Consider the following 18,527-nt stretch of genomic DNA (forward strand, 5'->3'; position numbering starts at 1 on the left):
GGGGCGTCACCGACGCGTCTTTTGCCGGGCAAAGGCGAGGAGATTGCCGAACGTTTCGAGCATCTCGGTCTCGAACTCGTCATCCTCGATCCAGATATCGAGCCGGTCCTCGATCTCGGTCAACAGGCCGGCAACCGCCATCGAATCCAGTTCGGGTATGGCGCCGAACAATTCGGTATCGGCATCGAAATCCGCGACCTGCGCTTCGCCCAGACCCAGGACGTCGACCAGCACCGCGCGCAGCGTCTCCTCGACCGTATCGGCGGCTTCAGATGCCATGAAACTTCCCCTGCAAACCCGATGCGCCCGCCTAATCGCTCGAAGCGCGCCGGACAAGGCCTGAGAATTTGTGGCGGAGCAGCGGGATCCAGGCCCGCGGCTGCCGCGGATTGTAGAGCTTGAGCGCGTATAGCGGTCGCGCCGCGTCCATCCAGTCCGCCTTGTAGGGTTCGCTGCCGGTCCCGTAATCGATGATATCCGGCTGATCCTCCTCGATCACGTGCCGGAACATCGCCTCGCTCAGGATCGACCCCGGAGAATAGGATTTGGCGCTTTCCGCATAGGCAAGCTTGTGGATGGTCGCCCGGCCATTCTCGACATGCCAGAGCTGTGCCGCGACGGGTTCCCCCTCGCGATAGGCGATGCCGAGCCGGAGCGTGCCGGCCGCCCCCTCCCTTTCCGCGAATGCCCGCATGAAGCCCCAGGACCCTTCCTCGGGTTTCCAGCTCTGCGAGTAGACCTTCCGGTAGTCCTTCCACGCCAGATCGTCGAACGCGCGATGGATGGCGATGTCGAGATCGGCCTTTTTGGCCTTGCGCTTGACGGTCGAGCGCAACTTGCCCGGCCGCGTTTCCCAGTAACTGTCGAAACTCCTTGGCGGCCGCAACTCCCAGTTTTCGGTCGTGACCGTCCTGACGGTCTTCCACCCCGCCGCCCCGAACGCCCGTTCGATGGGCTCCGGATTCGCCAGCGGCGCGAGCTCGATCAGCGCCAGCTCCCTGAGCGCTTCGGCGATCGCGACGAGGAGCCCGTCATCTTCGCCCCTGCGGACCACGTCGAATGCCAGCGTGTACCAGCTCGCCAGCGCTTCGGCGCGCCGCGGGCCCGTCCGGCACAGGAAGAGCCAGGCAGCGGCGTCGCCGCGAAGGGCGCGAGCGACCAGCGGCGGCCTGTCGTCGCTGCCGCAATGTTGCGACGTCATCTCGAACCATGCGATCCGGTCGTACAGGCTGGGTTGCTGGGTCCGGTCGAGCGCATCGCCGGCATCGATCATGACGTCGGCCAGGCTATCGAATAGCTTTACGTTAACTGTCATGACGCTATCCCGGTGATCGCTGGCCCGCCGCCCGTGGCCTCATTAGTTAACCGGAAGCCATGACGAAAACCTTAAATCCCGACCCCAGACCGCTCGATCATCTGGCGTCACGCGGAACGCCGGACGCAGTTGCGCTGGTCGACAAGCAGGGCGAACTGGACTTCGCCGGGCTGGGCGCCGCGGTCGGCGCATTGGCGGCATGGCTGCTGGAGCAGGGGCTCTCCCCGGGCGACAGGGTCGCCAGCTGGCTCAACAAGACGCGCCTGGCCTGCATGATGCCGCTCGCGGCGGCGCGCGCCGGTCTCGTGCACGTCCCGGTCAACCCGCTGCTGAAACGCGCCCAGGTCGGCCATATCCTTGCAGACAGCGGCGCGCGGCTGCTGATCGCCGGACAATCGCGGCTCGGCACGTTGGAGGACGGCGACCTGCCCGGGGACTGTATGCAGGCGCTGGAAGGCGATGCGGTATTCGACGGGCGGGGATTGCCGCCCTCCGACGCCGATCCGGGCGACCTGGCCGCCATTCTGTATACGTCCGGCTCCACGGGGCGCCCCAAAGGCGTGATGTTGAGCCATGCCAATATGTGGCTGGGCGCACAGAGCGTCGCACATTATCTCGGGATCGCGCCCCGGGACCGGACGCTGTGCGTCCTGCCCTTCAGCTTCGACTACGGCCAGAACCAGCTGTTTTCGAGCTGGTATGCGGGGGCTTCGGTCGTGCCGTTCGACTATCTGATGCCGCGTGACGTCACAAAGGCGGTGCGGCGTCATGACGCCACGATCCTCGCCGGCGTGCCGCCGCTCTGGGTACAGCTGACCGAGATCGAATGGCCTGACGAAATCGCCGGAAAACTGCGGGTTCTGACGAATAGCGGCGGCAAGATGCCGGTGCCGCTGGTCCAGGCGCTGCGCGAGACGTTCCCGAACGCCGCGCTGCATTCGATGTACGGGCTGACCGAGGCGTTCCGCTCGACGACGCTCGATCCGGCGCTGATCGACCGGATGCCGGAAAGCATCGGCACGGCGATCCCGTTCGCCGAGATCATGGTGGTTGCGCCCGATGGCGGCGAGGCGGCGCCCGGGGAGCCGGGCGAGCTCGTCCATGCGGGGCCGCTCGTAGCGCTCGGCTATTGGCGGGATCCCGAGCGGACCGCGCTGCGTTTCAGGCCGGCCCCGGACTTTTCCGACTATGGCGGCATGGCGGTCTGGTCGGGGGACACCGTCGTCCGCGCCGACGATGGCTTTCTGCGGTTCGTCGGCCGCGACGACGCCATGATCAAGAGCGCGGGCAACCGGATTTCGCCGAGCGAGATCGAAGATGCAGCCATCGAGAGCGGATTTACCGCAGAAGCCTGTGCTTTCGGGGTTGCCGACGAGCGGCTCGGACAGGCGATCATGCTGGTCGTGCGGGGCGGGGGCGGCGACGCCGAAGACGGCCTGAAGCGCTTTCTCAAGGCCGAACTGCCCAATTTCATGCAGCCGCGCGAGATCGTCTGGCAGGATGAATTGCCACGCAATCCGAATGGCAAGCTCGATCGCACTGAAATTGAACGGAAATGGGGCACATGAAACCGATCGGACCGATACCGCCGGCCTTTGCCGGCCAGCAGGGCGAACTCGAGATCGGGGGGATAGCGCTGTCGGAACTAGCCGAACGGGCCGGCCGGACGCCGTTTTTCGCGTACGACCTCGATCTGGCGACGGCGCAGGTCGAGCGGTTCCGCGCGGTGATGCCGCCCGAAATTCACCTGCATTACGCCGTAAAAGCCAATCCGCATCCTTCTGTAATACAACATCTAATGGCGATCACCGACGGGCTCGACATGGCATCGGGCGGCGAACTGGAGCGGGTGCGCGACTGTGGCGCCGATATGGCGCATGTCAGCTTCGCGGGCCCCGGCAAGCGCGATCCCGAGCTCGAACTCGCGATTTCGCTCGGCGCGACGCTCAACCTGGAATCCGAAACCGAGGCGGAGCGGGCGCTGGCGATCGGCGAACGCCTGGGCGTCACGCCGCGGCTCGCGGTGCGCGTGAACCCGGATTTCGAGCTCAAGGGATCGGGCATGAGCATGGGCGGCGGCGCCAAGCCGTTCGGCATCGATCAGGAGCGGGTGCCGGCGCTGGTCCGGTACATCCTCTCCAAAGGCGCGGATTGGCGCGGTTTTCATATCTATTCCGGATCGCAGTCTCTCGATGCGGATGCCATCGCCGAAAGCCAGGAGGCGAGCATCGCGCTCGCGGCCGAGCTTGCGCAAGCGATCGGAGAGGCCCCGAAAAGCGTCAATCTGGGCGGCGGATTCGGGATTCCCTACACGGCCAACGACACCCCGCTCGACGTCGAGGCCGTCGGCGCGCGCCTGTCCGGGGCCTTGGGCGGTCGCGATCCCGTTCTCGCCGACACCCGGTTCATGATCGAGCTCGGGCGCTGGCTGATCGGCGAGGCGGGCGTCTATGTCGCGCGCATCCTCGACCGCAAGGCGAGCAAGGGCGCGCTGTTCCTGGTGACCGATGGCGGGATGCACCACCATCTCGCCGCATCCGGCAATTTCGGCATGGTGATGAAGCGGAACTATCCGGTGGCGATCGCCTCGCATATGGGCGAAGACGCGGTGGAGGACGCCACGGTCGTCGGCCCGCTGTGCACGCCGCTCGACAGGCTGGCCGCCGATATCGCCGTCCCGCGGGCCGAGATCGGCGACTATGTCGCGGTGTTCGCATCGGGCGCTTATGGTTTAAGCGCCAGTCCCGTAAACTTCCTGAGCCATCCGACTGCGGCGGAGATCGTGGTTAAGGGCGGAAAAATAACCATATAACTCAACATGAATTTAACCCTTTCCGGTGCATGACGCATCCGAGAAAGGGCCAGAATCCCCGCGCGTTTTGCGGAGGATGACGTCATCGGCCCGGAAAAAGAAGGGCCTGATGATGCGCGTCAAATCAACGAAGATTGCCTTTTGCATGGGCGTTTCCGCCTTCGCCCTGGCCGGTTGCGCCGGCGGTTCGGGGCAGGAACTGCCGCCGGCTTCCTTCGTCAGCACCAACCAGGGGCCGGGCGAGGAATATGTCATCGGCCCGCTCGACCAGCTGACCATTTTCGTCTGGCGCAATCCGGAGCTTGGCGCCGAGGTACAGGTGCGGCCCGACGGCCGGATCACGACGCCGCTGATCCAGGACATGGTCGCCGTCGGCAAGACGCCGGCGATGCTCGCGGACGATATCTCGGTCATGCTCGCCCAGTACATCACCGAGCCGCGCGTGTCGGTGATCGTCAACGAATTTTCGGGCACCTACGCCCAGCGGGTCCGGGTGATCGGCGCCACCGAAGAGCCCGCCTCCATCCCGTACCGGGCCAATATGACGCTGCTCGACGCGATGATCGCGGTCGGCGGCCTGTCCGAATTCGCCGCGGGCAACCGCGCCCGCCTCGTCCGGCACGACCGGACGACCGGCGAGCAGCGCGAATATGACCTGCGCATTTCGAGCTTGCTGCGGCGCGGCGATACGACGGCGAACGTCGATCTCCAGCCCGGCGACGTGATCATCATCCCCGAAAGCATGTTCTGATCGAACGCGCCCCGGCCATCCATTCGCGAAAGGCGACGACCACGACATGAACGGCATCTACGAAGAAATCAGGATCGCACTGCACGCGATCTGGCAGCGCCGCTGGCTCGCACTGGCGGTCGCCTGGGGCGTCGCCGTACTGGGCTGGCTGGTGATCGCGATGATCCCGAACAGCTACACCTCGCAGGCGCGGATCTACGTACAGCAGGATTCTGTGCTGACCAACGAGATCGGCGTCACCGGCCGCGAGCAGCGCGCGAATATCGATCGCATCCGCCAGACGCTGGCGTCGACCGCCAATCTCGAGCAGGTCGTCCGCCAGACCGATCTCGCGCAACAGGCAACGACCGACGCGCAGGTGCGGTCGCTCGCGTCGCAGCTGCGTGCGAACGTGACGGTGGCGGCACAGCAGGATCCCAACAGTTTCGGTCAGCCGGGCAACATGTTCGAGATCAGCGCCAGCTGGGACGGGCCGGGGCTCGCCCAGCAGATCAACCAGAAGCTCATCGACGTCTTCGTCGAGGAGAATCTTGCCGGAACGCGCGCCGAAGCGACGCAGTCGGTCGAATTTCTCGATCGCCAGATTGCCGAGCGCGAACAGCGACTCCAGCAGATGGAAGAACGCCGCGCGAACTTCGAAAGCGAATATAGCGGCCTGCTGCCCGGCACCGGGACGATCACCCAGCGCATGGAGCAGGCGCGGTCCGAAATGCGCACGATAGAGGGCGACCTTGCCGCCGCGCAAAGCTCGCTGTCCACGGTCCAGGCGCAACTGGGCGCGACGTCGCCCACGACCAGCGCCGCAGACGGCGGCGCGGTGGCAGTGGGACCGGCGACCGCGCGACTCAATGCGCTTCAGGCCCAGCTCGCCGATGCGCGGTCGCGGGGCTGGACCGACCAGCATCCCGACGTTGTCGCGTTGGAATCTCAGATTGCGCGCGCCCGTACACAGGCGCGCGGAGAGCGTGGAGGCGGGTCGCGAACCGTCGGAGGCGTCTCGAATCCGCTCTACACGTCGCTGCGCTCGATAATGGCCGATCGCCAGGCCCAGGTCGCCGCCCTGACGGCACGGCGCGATCAGCTGCGCGCCGGCATCGAACAGATCGAGCGCCAGCGCTCGAGCAATCCGGGCCAGATGGCCGAACTCCAGCAGCTCGATCGCGATTATCTCGCGCTCCAGACCCAGTACAACCAGCTCGTCGCCGACCGCGAACGCGTGCGTCTGCGCGGCGATGTCGTCACCGAAACTGACAGCAACACCTTCCGCGTCGTCGATCCGCCCAGCATGCCGAGCGCGCCCGCCGCGCCGAACCGGCCGCTGCTGCTGATCCTCGTCCTGTTCGCCGCGATCGCCCTGGGTATCGCAGCCGCGTTCGCGCAAGGGCAGCTCAAGACCACCTATCCGACCGCCCGGCGGCTCGGCAGCGGCACCGGCCTGCCGGTGCTCGGCGCGATCAGCGAAATCGTGAAGCCAGTCGATGCCGAGATCCGCCGGCAGAATTTCCGGCGCTTTGCGGCAGGCACCGCCGCCCTGTTCGGCGTGTTCGTCGTTCTGATGGCGGTCGAATTCATCCAGCGCGGCCTGGCGGCCTGAGGGGACGGGAACGATGAACAAGCACAGCTCCATCCGCTCTTCCGGCTCGCTGCTCGAGCGCGCGTCGGAGAAATTCGACTTCGCGGCCGCGTTGCGCGGCGCGGCGACCGAATTTCCGGCCGAAAACACGGCACCGGCCCTCGATGCCGCGCCATTCGCGGCCCCGGTCGCGCCGCCGCCGGCCTTCGATCGCGAAACGGTCGCGGTCGACCGCGTCGCGCTCGCCGAAGCCGGCTTCGTGCTGCCCGATCAGCGCCCCGGGCCGCTCGCCGAGGAATTCCGCATCGTCAAGCGCCAGCTGCTGCTGCGGGCCGCGGGCGAGGGCGGCCGGCCGATAGAAAATGGCCGGATGATCCTCGTCTGTTCGGCGCAGCCCGACGAGGGCAAGACTTTCTGCTCGATCAATCTCGCCCTTTCCATGGCGCGCGAAACCGATCTCGACATCGTCCTCGTCGACAGCGATCTCAACAATCCGGAGATCGCCGTCACGATGGGTATCGAGGACGGGCCGGGCCTGATGGATGCCGTGGCGGATCCCGCCATCGCCATCGAATCCTGCCTGGTGCGGACCGACATTCCCAATCTTTCGCTGCTGCGCGCGGGCCGGCGGACGGATGACGCCACCGAATTGCTGGCGTCGCAGCGGACGAGCGAGGTCATCGGCGCGCTTCTCTCCGCAAGTCCGACGCGGATCGCGATTTTCGATTCGCCGCCAGCGCTCTCGGCCTCGCCCGCATCGGTGCTCGCCATGCATGCCGGACAGACTGTTCTCGTCGTCAAGGCGGACTCCACGAGCGAAGCGGAGCTGCGCGAAGCGCTCGGGCTGCTCGACGGCTGCGATCACATTCAGCTGCTCCTCAACGGCGTCACCTTCACGCCCAACGGCAAGCGGTTCAGCAGCTATTACGGATACGGGGAATGATCATGGCCAGCGTCTCAGCACGCCATCTCTGGAACAGCGCGATCGGGATCGGCGCGATCGCGATGCTCGGCCTGTCCGTGCAGGCGCAGGCGCGCACCGAAATCGCGCCCTATATCGAGGTCCAGCAGGTCCTCGACTTCGATCTCAGCAACAACGACGCGTTCGGCGATGACGTCGTCACCTACACGTCGGTCGCCGCGGGCGTGGATGCCTCGGTATCGACCCGGCGCATCGAAGTGGGCGCCAGCTACCGCTACGAGCGCCGCATCGGCTGGGGCGACGATATCGCCGACGACGACGTCCATAGCGGCCTCGTCCGCGCGCGCGCCAATGTCACGCGCGGCCTCAGCTTCGAAGCTGGCGCGCTGGCCGCCCGCGCGCGCGCCGAGATCGGCGGCGACGGGCTCGGCTCACTGACCGGCGACAATGACAACAGCACGCAGATCTACTCGGTCTATGGCGGGCCGACGCTTTCGACCCATGCCGGCCCGCTCGAAATCGGCGCCGGTTACCGGATCGGCTACACCCATGTCGAAGACAATCTCGCGGCCAATTCCGACCCGACCCAGGCGCCGGTCGATTATGTCGACCACACGACCTATCACCAGGCCACCGCGAGCGTCGGCATGTCGCCGGGCGAGATGCTGCCCTTCGGGTGGATCGTTTCGGGCGGTTACGAACGCGAGGATGCAAGCCAGCTCGACCAGCGCTACGAGGCCTATTACGGGCGCGTCGACGTCACCGTGCCGGTGACGCCAACGCTCGCGCTCGTCGGCGGCGTCGGTTACGAGGATATCGAGATCAGCCAGCGCGACGTCGTCGTCGATGCGGCCGGCAATCCGGTGCTCGACAATAACGGCCGGTTCCAGACCGATCCCAATTCGCCGCGCCTGCTCGCCTACAATGTCGACGAAGTCATCTACGACGCCGGCATCCTGTGGCGGCCCAATCCGCGTCTCGAACTCTCCGCGCGGGTCGGTCATCGCTACGATACGACGATCTACAACGGCTATCTGAGCTATCAGGCCAGCACGTCGAGCACGGTCCAGGCGGCGGTCTACAACGAGATCAGCAGCTTCGGCCGCGGGACGACGAACACGCTGGCCGGCCTGCCGACCAGCTTCACGGTCGGCCGCAACGGATTCAGCCAGTTCAACGGCTGCGCCTTCGGTGAGGGCGGCGATGCGGGCGGCTGTTTCGACACCGGCTTTCAGTCGCTCAACGCGGCCAATTTCCGCAGCCGCGGCGGCAGCCTGGTATGGACGGGCGGACGCGGCCCGTGGAGCTACGGCCTCGGCGCCGGCTACCAGAACCGCCGCTATTTAGCGCCGACGACGAGCGCCAATTTCTCGCTCGACCGCGTGACGGACGAAGCCTTCTCGCTGCAGGCCAATCTCGGCCGCCAGCTGTCGCCCAATTCGAGCCTCGACGGCAGCCTCTACGCCACCTGGTTCGAAAGCGGCATTCCGGGCGAAGCCGATGTGTTCAGCAGCGGCGGCTCGGCGACCTACAGCGTCGGCCTCTATCGCGGGCTCAGCGCCCAGGCTTCGGCGGGATTGTTCGCCAACGACGTCGAAGGCGAGGAAGCCGACTGGCTCGCCACGCTGCTGTTCGGCGTCCGTTACGGATTTTAGGGAAAGCGCGTAAACGCGTTCGAAGGAAAGACATATGTACAGCGAACATTACGGCCTGACCGGAAACCCGTTCCAGCTCACGCCCGATCCGCGCTTCTGGTTCGAAAGCGAAACGCACAGAAAGGCGATGGCCTATCTCGGCTATGGCCTGGCGCAGGGCGAGGGCTTCATCGTCATCACCGGCGACATCGGCGCGGGCAAGACGACGCTGGTCGGCCATCTGATGGCGACGATCGATACGTCGCGGCTGACCGCCGTGCAGATCGTTTCCACCCAGGTCGAGGGCGACGACATGCTCCGCCTCGTCGCGCAGCAGCTCGGCATCGAGGCCCATGGCCTGGAAAAGGCCGCGCTGCTCGATCGCATCGAGCGTTTCCTTCACGGCCAGGCGCGGGAAGGGAAGCGGACGCTGCTGATCGTCGACGAAGCCCAGAATCTTTCCGTTTCCGCGCTCGAAGAGCTGCGCATGCTGTCCAATTTCCAGTCGGCCGGCCGCGCGCTCCTCCAGATATTCCTGCTCGGCCAGCCCGAGTTTCGCGACCGGGTCCGCACGGCGCCCAATCTCGAACAGCTGCGCCAGCGCGTCATCGCGACGCATCATCTCGATCCGATGCAGGCGAACGAGATCGAACCCTATATCGTGCACCGGCTGTCGATCGCCGGATGGACCGGCAAGCCGCAATTCACCGCCGGCGCCCATGCCTCTATCTACAAGGCCACCGACGGCGTGCCGCGCCGCCTCAACACGCTGATGGCGCGCGTGCTGCTGTTCGGCGCCGTCGAGGATCTCGAAACGATCGATGGCGATGCCGTCGAGGCGGTTCTCGCGGATCTGGCCGGGGACCAACCGCAACGGCATGCCGACGCGCGGGACGACGAAGCGGACGGGCAGGGCATCGATCATGATCCCGATCCGGAACCGGCACCCGTCTTCGAACCGGCGACCGACGAGGACGTCTATGCGTCGCTGGCGGCGACCGAGCATCGCGCGGACGAGCCGTCCAAGGAGACGGTCCGGCTGGAGACTCCCGTCCGGCCTCCGGAAAACGCCAATGACGCGGCGGCCATGGCCGACGAGCGAAACGATGCCGACGCGCGTATCGCCGCGCTCGAAGCCCGGATCGACGAACAGGAAGCCGCGCTGCGCCGCGTCTTGACCTTGCTCGTCCAATGGGTCGAGGAAGAGGACACGCAGCCGAGTTTCGGCGTCGTTCGCGGCGACGCGGCCTAACACAGCGCGAGGAGGAAATGGCGCGCCATGCTCAATGCGCTTTCGGTCGATATCGAAGACTGGTTCCAGGTCGGCGCCTTCGAAACCGTCATCGCGCGTGACGAGTGGGACGCGCTCGCGCATCGCGTCGAGCGCAACAGCGATGCCGTACTCGAACTGTTCGACCGCGCGGGCGTCAAGGGCACCTTCTTCACCCTAGGATGGGTCGCCGAGCGCTATCCGGCGCTGATCCGGCGGATCGCGGAAGCTGGACATGAAGTCGCGAGCCATGGCTGGGACCATCGGCGCGTCTTCACCATGCAGCCCGACGAATTTCGCGCCGACATCCGCAAGGCGCGCGCAGCGCTCGAAGACGCGGCCGGTGAACGGCTCTCCGGTTACCGCGCGCCCAGTTTCTCGATCGATGTGCGGACGCCCTGGGCGCATGAGATTCTCGCGGAAGAGGGCTATACCTATTCCTCGAGCGTCGCTCCGGTCGTCCACGACCATTATGGCTGGCCGGACGCGCCGCGCTTCGCCTTTGCGCCGTGCGACGATAGCGCGCTTATCGAACTGCCGGTGACGACCGCGCGCCTTGGCGGCCGCACGATCGCGGCCGGCGGCGGCGGTTTCTTCCGCCTCCTGCCTTATCGCTTTTCCCATTGGGCCATCGGCCAGGTGAACGGCCGGGACGGCCGGCCGGCGATATTCTATTTCCATCCCTGGGAGATCGATCCCGACCAGCCGCGCGTCGACAACGCGCCGCTCCGATCGAAGGTCCGGCATTACAGCCGGCTGTCGGCGATGGAGGGCAAGCTCGAGCGGCTGCTCGGCGATTTCCGATGGGGGCGTGTCGATCATGTCGCCGAAATGCAGAAGGCGAGCATCCAGTGAACGCACCCATGTCGCTCCACAAACTGCGCATACGCGCCGCCGATCTGCACGATCCCGGGGAATGCGCGCGGATCGAGACTTTCGTCCGCGAAACCGAAGGCGGGACGCCGTTCCATCTGCCGCAATGGCTGAAGGCCGTCGAACGGGGATGCGGCCAGCCGGGTCACATGCTGGTCGGCGAACGCGCCACCACGTTGCGCGGGATATTGCCGCTCACCGAAATCCATTCGCCGCTGTTCGGCCGAGCGCTCGTGTCGAGCGGCTTCGCGGTCGGGGGCGGGGCGCTCGTCGCCAATCCGATCAACGCGAATGCGCTGGCCGACGCCGCGTGGCAACTGGCCGAACGGCTCAGCATCCCCGAGGTCGAGCTGCGCGGCGGCGCGCTGCCCAAGGCATGGGTTGTCCGCGAGGGCGTCTATGCCGGGTTCGTCGGGCCGCTGGCCGGGAGCGACGACGCGCAGCTCCAGGCGATACCCCGCAAGCAGCGGGCCGAAATCCGCAAGGCGCTGACGAACGATCTCACCGTCGAATTCGGAACGGACGAGCGCGATCGCGCGGCGCATTATGCCGTCTATGCCGAGAGCGTCCGCAATCTCGGAACGCCGGTCTTTCCGCGCGCGCTGTTCGACGCGATGCTCGACGGGTTCGGCGACGCGGCCGATATCGCGACGGTTCGCCATGACGGGACGCCCGTCGCGTCGGTCCTGACCTTCTATTTCGACGGCACGGCGATGCCCTACTGGGGCGGCGGCACCTTCGCCGCGCGCGGCCTGCGGGCGAACGAGCTGCTCTATTTCAGCCTGATGAACCACGCCCGCGAACGCGGCTGCGCGCGATTCGATTTCGGCCGCTCCAAGATCAGGACGGGACCGTACAACTTCAAGAAAAATTGGGGCTTCACGCCCGAACCGCTGCGCTATGCGGTCCGGACCGCGGGCGGTGCGACGCCGCGCGAAATGAATCCGAACGACCCGAAATACCGGCTGCAGGTCGCCCTGTGGCAGCGGCTGCCCCTGCCGATCGCCAACCGCGTCGGGCCGTGGATCGCGAAGGGGCTCGGTTGATGGGCGATATCCTCTTTCTCGCCCATCGCATCCCCTATCCACCCGACCGCGGGGACAAGATCCGGTCTTTCAACATCCTGAAAAAGCTCTGCGACCTCGCCACCGTGCATCTCGCGACGTTCGCGGATGACGATGCGGATATGGCGCACGCCGAAGCGCTCCGCCCGATGCTGGGATCGCTGCATGTCGAAAAACGCACGGTGTCCAAAGCGGTCGGCGGCATCCGGGCGATGCTGTCCGGAAAGCCGATTTCGCTGACGCTGTTCGACAGCTCCGAAATCCGCGATTTCGTGTCGCGGACGCTGGCAACCGAATCGATCGACACGGTGTTCGTGTTCTCCGGGCAGATGGCGCAATTCGTGCCCGATCTCCCGCCGGGCATCCGCTTCGTCATGGATTTCGCGGACGTCGATTCGGCGAAATTCGCCTCCTACGCGCAGTCGAGCCAGGTGCCGATGCGCTACGTCCATGCCCGGGAAGCGCGCAAGCTCGCCGCGTTCGAGACGGAGACGGCAAGGCGGGCGGATGCGAGCCTGTTCGTCAGCGAGGCGGAGGCCGCGCTGTTCCGGCGCGAGGCCGGTCTCGGCGCCGAGCGGGTCCGCGCCCTCGAAAACGGGATCGATTGCGCCTTTTTCGATCCCGGCGCCGAAATTCCCGCCATCGAACGGCCGGACGGTCCGCTGGTCGTCTTCACAGGACAAATGGATTACCGGCCCAATGTGGAAGCGGCCGCGAGTTTCGCCGACGACGCTCTGCCGATCATCCGCCTGCAGAACCCGCATGTCACATTCGCGATCGTCGGGCGCAACCCGACCGGCGAGGTGGAACGGCTCGGCAGCCGCGACGGCGTGATCGTCACCGGCGGGGTCGCGGACATCCGCAGCTGGCTGGCGGCCGCCGATGTCGTTGTCGCGCCGCTGCGGATCGCGCGCGGGATCCAGAACAAGGTGCTCGAAGCGATGGCGATGGCCCGGCCCGTGATCGCCTCCCGGCCCGCCTTCGAAGGCATCGACGCCACGCCCGGCCGCGATCTGCTCGTGGCGGACACGCCCGGCGAGGAGGCGCAGCTGGTCCTCGAGCTGCTGAGCAACAGCCCGATGGGCGAGGTGATGGGCCAGGCGGCGCGCAAGCGCATGCTCAAACGCTATGTCTGGGACGAGACTCTGGCGCCGCTCGCGGCGCTGACCGGCCGCGAACGGACGACCTATCGGAAGCTGAAGCTGGTCGAGACTTCCGGATGACGGCGAGCGGCGTCCTCGGCAACCGTTCGGCGGCCCGCGCGGTCGGCGACTGGCGATCGAGCCTCGTTCTGCTCGCCGCCGTCGCGGCCGGCATCCTCCTGCTGTTCCGCAACGACGTCGCCGGCATGGTTGCGGTCTGGTGGAACAGCTCGACCTTCAATCATTGCCTGCTCATCGTCCCGATCATCGGATGGCTGGTCTGGAACCGCAAAGCGGAACTCGCCGAACTCACTCCCTCGGCATCGCCCTACGGTCTCGTCATCGTCGCGGCCGGCGCCGTCTGCTGGATGCTCGGCGAAGCCTCCGGCGTCGCGCTGGCCCGGCATCTCGGCGTCGTCGTCCTGCTGCAGGGCAGCGTCGTCGCGATCCTCGGGCTCGCGGCCGCGCGCGGATTGCTGTTCCCGCTCGCCTATGCGCTGTTTCTCGTCCCGTTCGGCGAGGAATTCGTACCCTTTCTCCAGTCGATCACGGCCGAACTCAGCATGGTGCTGCTCGGCCTGTTCGGGCTGCCCGCACATATGGAAGGCGTCTTCATCACCACGCCCTCGGGCTATTTCGAGGTTGCTGAAGCCTGTTCGGGCGTCAAATTCCTGATCGCGATGATCGCGCTGGGCGTGCTCGCCGCCAATCTGTGCTTCCGGAGCTGGTGGCGCCGCGCCGCGTTCATCGCGCTCTGCATCGCCGTGCCGATCGTCGCCAACGGCATCCGGGCCTTTGCAACGATCTACATCGCGGATGCCAACGGCGTCGAGTTCGCCGAAAGCTTCGACCATGTCGTCTATGGCTGGTTCTTCTTCGCCTTCGTCATCGCCGCCGTGCTGGCGCTTGGCTGGAAATTCTTCGATCGCGACATCGACGACCCCGCCTTCGATCCCGCCGACATCCAGCCGCGCAGGCCCGAGACCGGCGGCGCGAGCCGCCTGTACGCGGTCGCGCTCGCCATCGTCGGCCTGGCCGTCGCGCCGACCTTGTGGATGGCCGCCAACGCGGCGGCGGCGCGCAACCCGCTCCCGGCGCCCTTTTCGGCGCCCGCGATCCCGGGCTGGGAACGCAGCGACGCGCCGATGGCCTATCCGTGGCAGGCGACTTATGCCGGCGCCGACCGGCTGCTCGAGGCGCGCTATGGCGATGCCGCGGGCCGGGTCGTCGACCTCGCCATCGGCTATTACGCCAATCCCGTCGAAGGGCGCGAGCCCGTCGGTTTCGGGCAGGGCGGACTTCCGGCCGAAACCGAATGGTCCTGGTCGGAGGACAGCGCATCGCCGCCCGCGGGCCGCGCCTACCGCATCATGGGGCCCGGTCCGGTGTCCCGCGAGATATTCCAATATGTGGTGGTGGGCGGCCGGCTGACCGGCGGCGGCGGCCGCGCCAAGCTGGCGGCGTTGCAGGCGCGGCTGTTCGGCGGCGACCGGCGCGCGGTCGGGATCGTGATCTCCGCCGAAGGCCGCGAGGCGCGGGCCGCGATCGAGGACTTCATCGCCGATAGCGGCGGTGTCGAACAACTGGTTGACCGCGTGACCGGCTTGGCCGACTGAACCGCCATGTGCGGGATTGCGGGCATATTCCATCTCGAAACGGCGAAACCGGTCGATCCGGACCGGGTGCGCGCCATGGCCGACGCCATGGCCCATCGCGGGCCGGACGGGTCGGGCGTGTGGACCGCGCAGGGCGTCGGTCTCGGCCATCGGCGTCTGTCGGTCATCGATCTCGAGGGCGGCGACCAACCGATGGCGACGCCCGACGGCACGCTCGTCACCATCTTCAACGGCGAAATCTACAACTATCGGGAGATCCGCGCCGATCTGCGCGCGCTGGGCCATGAATTCCGCACCGACAGCGATACCGAGGTCATCCTGCACGGATGGCGGCAATGGGGCCCGCTGTGCATCGAGCGCTTCCACGGCATGTTCGCCTTCGCGCTCTACGACGACGACGCGAAGACGCTGTTTCTGGGCCGCGACCGGCTCGGCGTGAAGCCGCTCTTCTATGCCGAAGTGTCGGACGGCAGCCTGATCTTCGCATCGGAACTGAAAGGGTTGCTCGCCCATCCGCTGTTGCGGCGCCGGCCCAGCGAGCAGGCGGTCGAGGACTATCTGGCCTTCGGCTATGTACCCGACGACGCCTGTTTCGTGGCGGGCGTGCACAAGCTTCCGGCCGGCCATTACCTGATGACGCGCCGCGGCCTGCCGCTCGCCGATCCGCGCCGCTGCTGGGACGTCGCCTTCGCGCCGAAACGGCGCAAGACTGCCGCTGCGGAGGAGGAGCTGGTCGCGCATATGGGCGAGGCCGTGCGCAGCCGGATGGTCGCGGACGTGCCGCTCGGCGCGTTCCTCTCGGGCGGCGTCGACAGCTCTTCGGTCGTCGCGCTGATGGCCGAAGCGAGCCGGGATGCAGTGGAAACCTGTTCGATCGGGTTCGACGAGGCCGATCACGACGAAACCGCCTATGCCGACCGGATCGCCGAACGGTTCGCGACCAATCACCGCAAGCGGATCGTCGCGGCCGACGATTTCGCGCTGATCGACACGCTGGTCGGCGCCTTCGACGAGCCGTTCGCGGACGCCAGCGCCGTGCCGACCTATCGCGTCTGCGAACTGGCGCGGGAGAAGGTCACGGTATCGCTGTCGGGCGACGGCGCCGACGAGATTTTCGCCGGCTATCGCCGCCATGTCTTCCATGCCGGAGAGGAGAAGGCGCGAAGGCTGCTGCCTGGTGCGGTCCGCCGGCCGCTGTTCGGCGGGCTCGGCAAGCTCTATCCGAAACTGGACCGGGCGCCGCAATTCCTGCGCGCGAAATCGACGCTACAGGGTCTCGGCCAGTCGGGCGCCGAAGCCTATGCCGAGTCCGTCGGCGTGACCGGACCCGCGCTGCGCGCCGCGCTGTACAGCGACCGGATGCGGACGGCGCTGGCCGGCCATCGCGCCGAAGACCGCTATGTGCGCGCCATCGAGACCGCGCCCGCCGAGGACGGCCTCGCCGCCGCCCAATATGCGGACCTCAAGATCTGGCTGCCCGGCGATATCCTGACCAAGGTCGACCGGACGAGCATGGCGGTGAGCCTGGAAGCGCGCGAACCGCTGCTCGACCACCGGCTCGTCGAATTCGCCGCGACCCTGCCGCTCCGGCAGCGGGTGCGGGGCGGCACCGGCAAATGGCTGATGAAACAGGCGATGCGGCGCTACCTACCCGAGGACATCCTCTATCGCCGCAAGATGGGCTTCGTCACGCCGATCAGCGCCTGGTTCCGCGGCGCTTTGGCAGGGGAGGCGGACAAGCTCGTCGGCAGCACGGCATTGGCGCAAACCGAATGGTTCGACCGGCAGGCGGTCAAGCGGATCGTCGAGGCCCATAAGAGCGGGCGCGAGGAGCATGGCCGGCTGATCTGGCAGCTGATGATGCTCGACCGCTCGCTGCGGCGGGTATTCGGATTGGGCGCCTAGCCCGCATAGTCGGCGCCGAGAAAATAGAGGCCGTCGGGCGGCGCGTTGAGGCCGAGCCGGTTGCGGTCCGCCGCCTCCAGAGCGTCTTGCAGATCGTCCGCGGACCAGCGGCCCATGCCGACCAGCGCCAGGCAGCCGACCATCGAGCGGACCTGGTGATGGAGGAAGGAGCGGGCGGCGGCACGGACCGTCACGGCGTCGCCTTCGCGCTGCACCGCCAGCGAGCCGAGCGTCTTGACCGGGCTTTCGGACTGGCAGTGCGCCGAGCGGAAGGTCGTGAAATCATGCTTGCCGACGAGCAGCTGGGCCGCCTCGTGCATCGCCGCCTCGTCCAGCGGCTGCGGGATGCGCCAGGCCCGGCCTTGCTCGAGCGCGAGGGGCGCGCGGCGGTTGACGATCCGGTAGAGATAGCGGCGGCCGATACAGTCGAACCGCGCATGCCAGTCGTCGGCCACCGGCTCGCAATCGAGGATCGCGATCGGCGCGCCGCGCAGTTTCGCGTTCAGGCCCTCGCCGAGCCGGAAGGCGTCGATCTCCTTTTCGATATCGACATGCGCCGCCATGGCGATCGCATGGACGCCCGAATCGGTCCGCCCCGCGCCGTAGACGAGCACCTCTTCGCCGGTGATTCCCGTGCAGGCTTCCTCGATCGCCTGCTGGACGCTCGGCCCGTGCGGCTGCCGCTGCCAGCCCATATAGGGCCGGCCGTCATATTCGACGGTGAGGCGAAAGCGCGTCATCCGAGCGCCGCGCCGGCCGGGACCGGAAAGCCGCGCAGCAGATCGGCGGTGTCCATCGCCGCCTTGCCCGCGCGCTGGACGCGCGTCGGCCGGATCGCGCCGGTACCGCAGGCGATCGTCAGCGCGTCGTCGAGCACCGATCCCGGCTCTCCGGACTCGGCCCCGATCTCGGCGGCGAGGACCTTGAAGCGCTCGCCGTCGAATTCGAAAAAGGCGCCGGGCATCGGGTTGAACGCCCGCACCGCCCGCTCGACCGTTTCCGCGTCCCGCGCGAAATCGAGCCGCGCTTCGGCCTTGTCGATCTTGTCGGCATAGGTGGCGAGCGCATCGTCCTGCACATCCGCTTCGATCGCGCTCCAGTCGGCCAGGACCTCGCAGACCAGCGCCGCGCCCATCCGGGCCAGTTCGTCCGTCAGCTCTCCCGCCGTCTTGCCGCCGGTCGGCGTCGACGCCCTGGCGAGCATCGGGCCGGTGTCGAGACCGCGCTCCATCTGCATGATCGTCACGCCGGTTTCCGCATCCCCGGCGAGGATCGCGCGCTGGATCGGCGCGGCACCCCGCCAGCGGGGGAGCAGCGAGGCGTGGATGTTGATGCAGCCATGGCGCGGCGCATCGAGGATCGCGGGGTTGAGGATCAGGCCATAGGCGGCCACGACGGCGATATCCGCGTTCAACTCGGCAAATGCCGCCTTTTCGGCGTCGGACTTGAGGCTTGCCGGGGTGCGGACCTCCAGCCCCATCTCTTCGGCCGCCGCCTGCACGGCCGAGGCGCGCGGCTGCTTGCCGCGGCCCGCGGGGCGGGGCGGCTGGCTGTAGACGGCGACGATATCGTGCCCGGCATCGGCCAGCGCGCGCAGCGCCGGCACCGCGAAATCGGGCGTTCCCATGAAAATGATCCGCATGTCCGGCC

Annotated in this window: 16 protein-coding genes; 12 read left to right on the plus strand and 4 right to left on the minus strand. The window is 67.1% G+C overall.

Going from position 1 to position 18,527, the window contains the following annotated elements:
• Positions 1–6: 6 nt before the first annotated feature.
• Together ACTS1X_RS12095 and ACTS1X_RS12100 are read right to left on the minus strand one after the other, a co-directional pair.
• Entirely contained in the window at positions 7–279 is a 273-nt protein-coding gene (locus ACTS1X_RS12095; RefSeq protein WP_442614651.1) for an acyl carrier protein, read from the minus strand.
• A 31-nt stretch (positions 280–310) separates the two neighbouring features.
• On the minus strand, positions 311–1,315 hold the full coding sequence (locus ACTS1X_RS12100; protein WP_442614652.1) for a GNAT family N-acetyltransferase: 1,005 nt from the start codon (positions 1,313–1,315) through the stop codon (positions 311–313).
• Between the two features lie 59 nt (positions 1,316–1,374).
• Between ACTS1X_RS12100 and ACTS1X_RS12105 the strand changes: the two genes are divergently transcribed.
• The 12 genes from ACTS1X_RS12105 (at position 1,375) to ACTS1X_RS12160 (ending at position 16,877) form a co-directional block, all read left to right on the plus strand.
• Entirely contained in the window at positions 1,375–2,883 is a 1,509-nt protein-coding gene (locus tag ACTS1X_RS12105; protein ID WP_442614653.1) for an acyl-CoA ligase (AMP-forming), exosortase A system-associated, read from the plus strand.
• Entirely contained in the window at positions 2,880–4,127 is a 1,248-nt protein-coding gene (locus ACTS1X_RS12110) for a pyridoxal-dependent decarboxylase, exosortase A system-associated (RefSeq protein ID WP_442614654.1), read from the plus strand. The genes ACTS1X_RS12105 and ACTS1X_RS12110 overlap by 4 nt, the downstream gene beginning before the upstream one ends.
• Positions 4,128–4,272: 145 nt before the next feature.
• On the plus strand, positions 4,273–4,878 hold the full coding sequence (locus ACTS1X_RS12115) for an XrtA/PEP-CTERM system exopolysaccharide export protein (protein WP_442614655.1): 606 nt from the start codon (positions 4,273–4,275) through the stop codon (positions 4,876–4,878).
• Between the two features lie 46 nt (positions 4,879–4,924).
• Entirely contained in the window at positions 4,925–6,472 is a 1,548-nt protein-coding gene (locus ACTS1X_RS12120) for an XrtA system polysaccharide chain length determinant (RefSeq protein ID WP_442614656.1), read from the plus strand.
• Between the two features lie 13 nt (positions 6,473–6,485).
• Complete coding sequence (locus ACTS1X_RS12125) at positions 6,486–7,394, plus strand: hypothetical protein (RefSeq protein WP_442614657.1); 909 nt, start codon at positions 6,486–6,488, stop codon at positions 7,392–7,394.
• The gene (locus ACTS1X_RS12130; protein WP_442614658.1) at positions 7,391–9,028 is read left to right on the plus strand and encodes a hypothetical protein; all 1,638 of its coding nucleotides are present in this window, start codon (positions 7,391–7,393) and stop codon (positions 9,026–9,028) included. The genes ACTS1X_RS12125 and ACTS1X_RS12130 overlap by 4 nt, the downstream gene beginning before the upstream one ends.
• A 34-nt stretch (positions 9,029–9,062) precedes the next feature.
• The gene (locus ACTS1X_RS12135) at positions 9,063–10,259 is read left to right on the plus strand and encodes an XrtA/PEP-CTERM system-associated ATPase (RefSeq protein WP_442614659.1); all 1,197 of its coding nucleotides are present in this window, start codon (positions 9,063–9,065) and stop codon (positions 10,257–10,259) included.
• Between the two features lie 27 nt (positions 10,260–10,286).
• Complete coding sequence (locus tag ACTS1X_RS12140) at positions 10,287–11,132, plus strand: XrtA system polysaccharide deacetylase (protein ID WP_442614660.1); 846 nt, start codon at positions 10,287–10,289, stop codon at positions 11,130–11,132.
• Positions 11,129–12,196 carry a FemAB family XrtA/PEP-CTERM system-associated protein gene (locus ACTS1X_RS12145; RefSeq protein ID WP_442614661.1) on the plus strand — a complete coding sequence of 356 codons (1,068 nt, stop codon included), beginning with the start codon at positions 11,129–11,131 and terminating at the stop codon, positions 12,194–12,196. The genes ACTS1X_RS12140 and ACTS1X_RS12145 overlap by 4 nt, the downstream gene beginning before the upstream one ends.
• On the plus strand, positions 12,193–13,437 hold the full coding sequence (locus ACTS1X_RS12150; protein WP_442614662.1) for a TIGR03087 family PEP-CTERM/XrtA system glycosyltransferase: 1,245 nt from the start codon (positions 12,193–12,195) through the stop codon (positions 13,435–13,437). Before ACTS1X_RS12145 ends, ACTS1X_RS12150 begins: the two co-directional genes overlap by 4 nt.
• The gene (gene xrtA, locus ACTS1X_RS12155; RefSeq protein WP_442614663.1) at positions 13,434–14,972 is read left to right on the plus strand and encodes an exosortase A; all 1,539 of its coding nucleotides are present in this window, start codon (positions 13,434–13,436) and stop codon (positions 14,970–14,972) included. The genes ACTS1X_RS12150 and xrtA overlap by 4 nt, the downstream gene beginning before the upstream one ends.
• A gap of 6 nt (positions 14,973–14,978) precedes the next feature.
• Entirely contained in the window at positions 14,979–16,877 is a 1,899-nt protein-coding gene (locus tag ACTS1X_RS12160) for an XrtA/PEP-CTERM system amidotransferase (protein WP_442614664.1), read from the plus strand.
• Here the strand turns inward: ACTS1X_RS12160 and truA are convergent.
• Together truA and fmt are read right to left on the minus strand one after the other, a co-directional pair.
• Positions 16,874–17,617, minus strand: a complete 744-nt coding sequence (truA, locus tag ACTS1X_RS12165) for a tRNA pseudouridine(38-40) synthase TruA (protein ID WP_442614665.1) — start codon at positions 17,615–17,617, stop codon at positions 16,874–16,876. The two genes, ACTS1X_RS12160 and truA, sit on opposite strands and share 4 nt — an antisense overlap.
• Positions 17,614–18,519: a methionyl-tRNA formyltransferase gene (gene fmt, locus ACTS1X_RS12170; protein ID WP_442614666.1), complete on the minus strand. Its 906-nt coding sequence runs from the start codon at positions 18,517–18,519 to the stop codon at positions 17,614–17,616. The genes truA and fmt overlap by 4 nt, the downstream gene beginning before the upstream one ends.
• Positions 18,520–18,527: the final 8 nt, after the last annotated feature.

This window comes from Parasphingopyxis sp. (assembly GCF_052168275.1).
In the GTDB taxonomy this organism is placed as follows: Bacteria; Pseudomonadota; Alphaproteobacteria; order Sphingomonadales; family Sphingomonadaceae; genus Parasphingopyxis.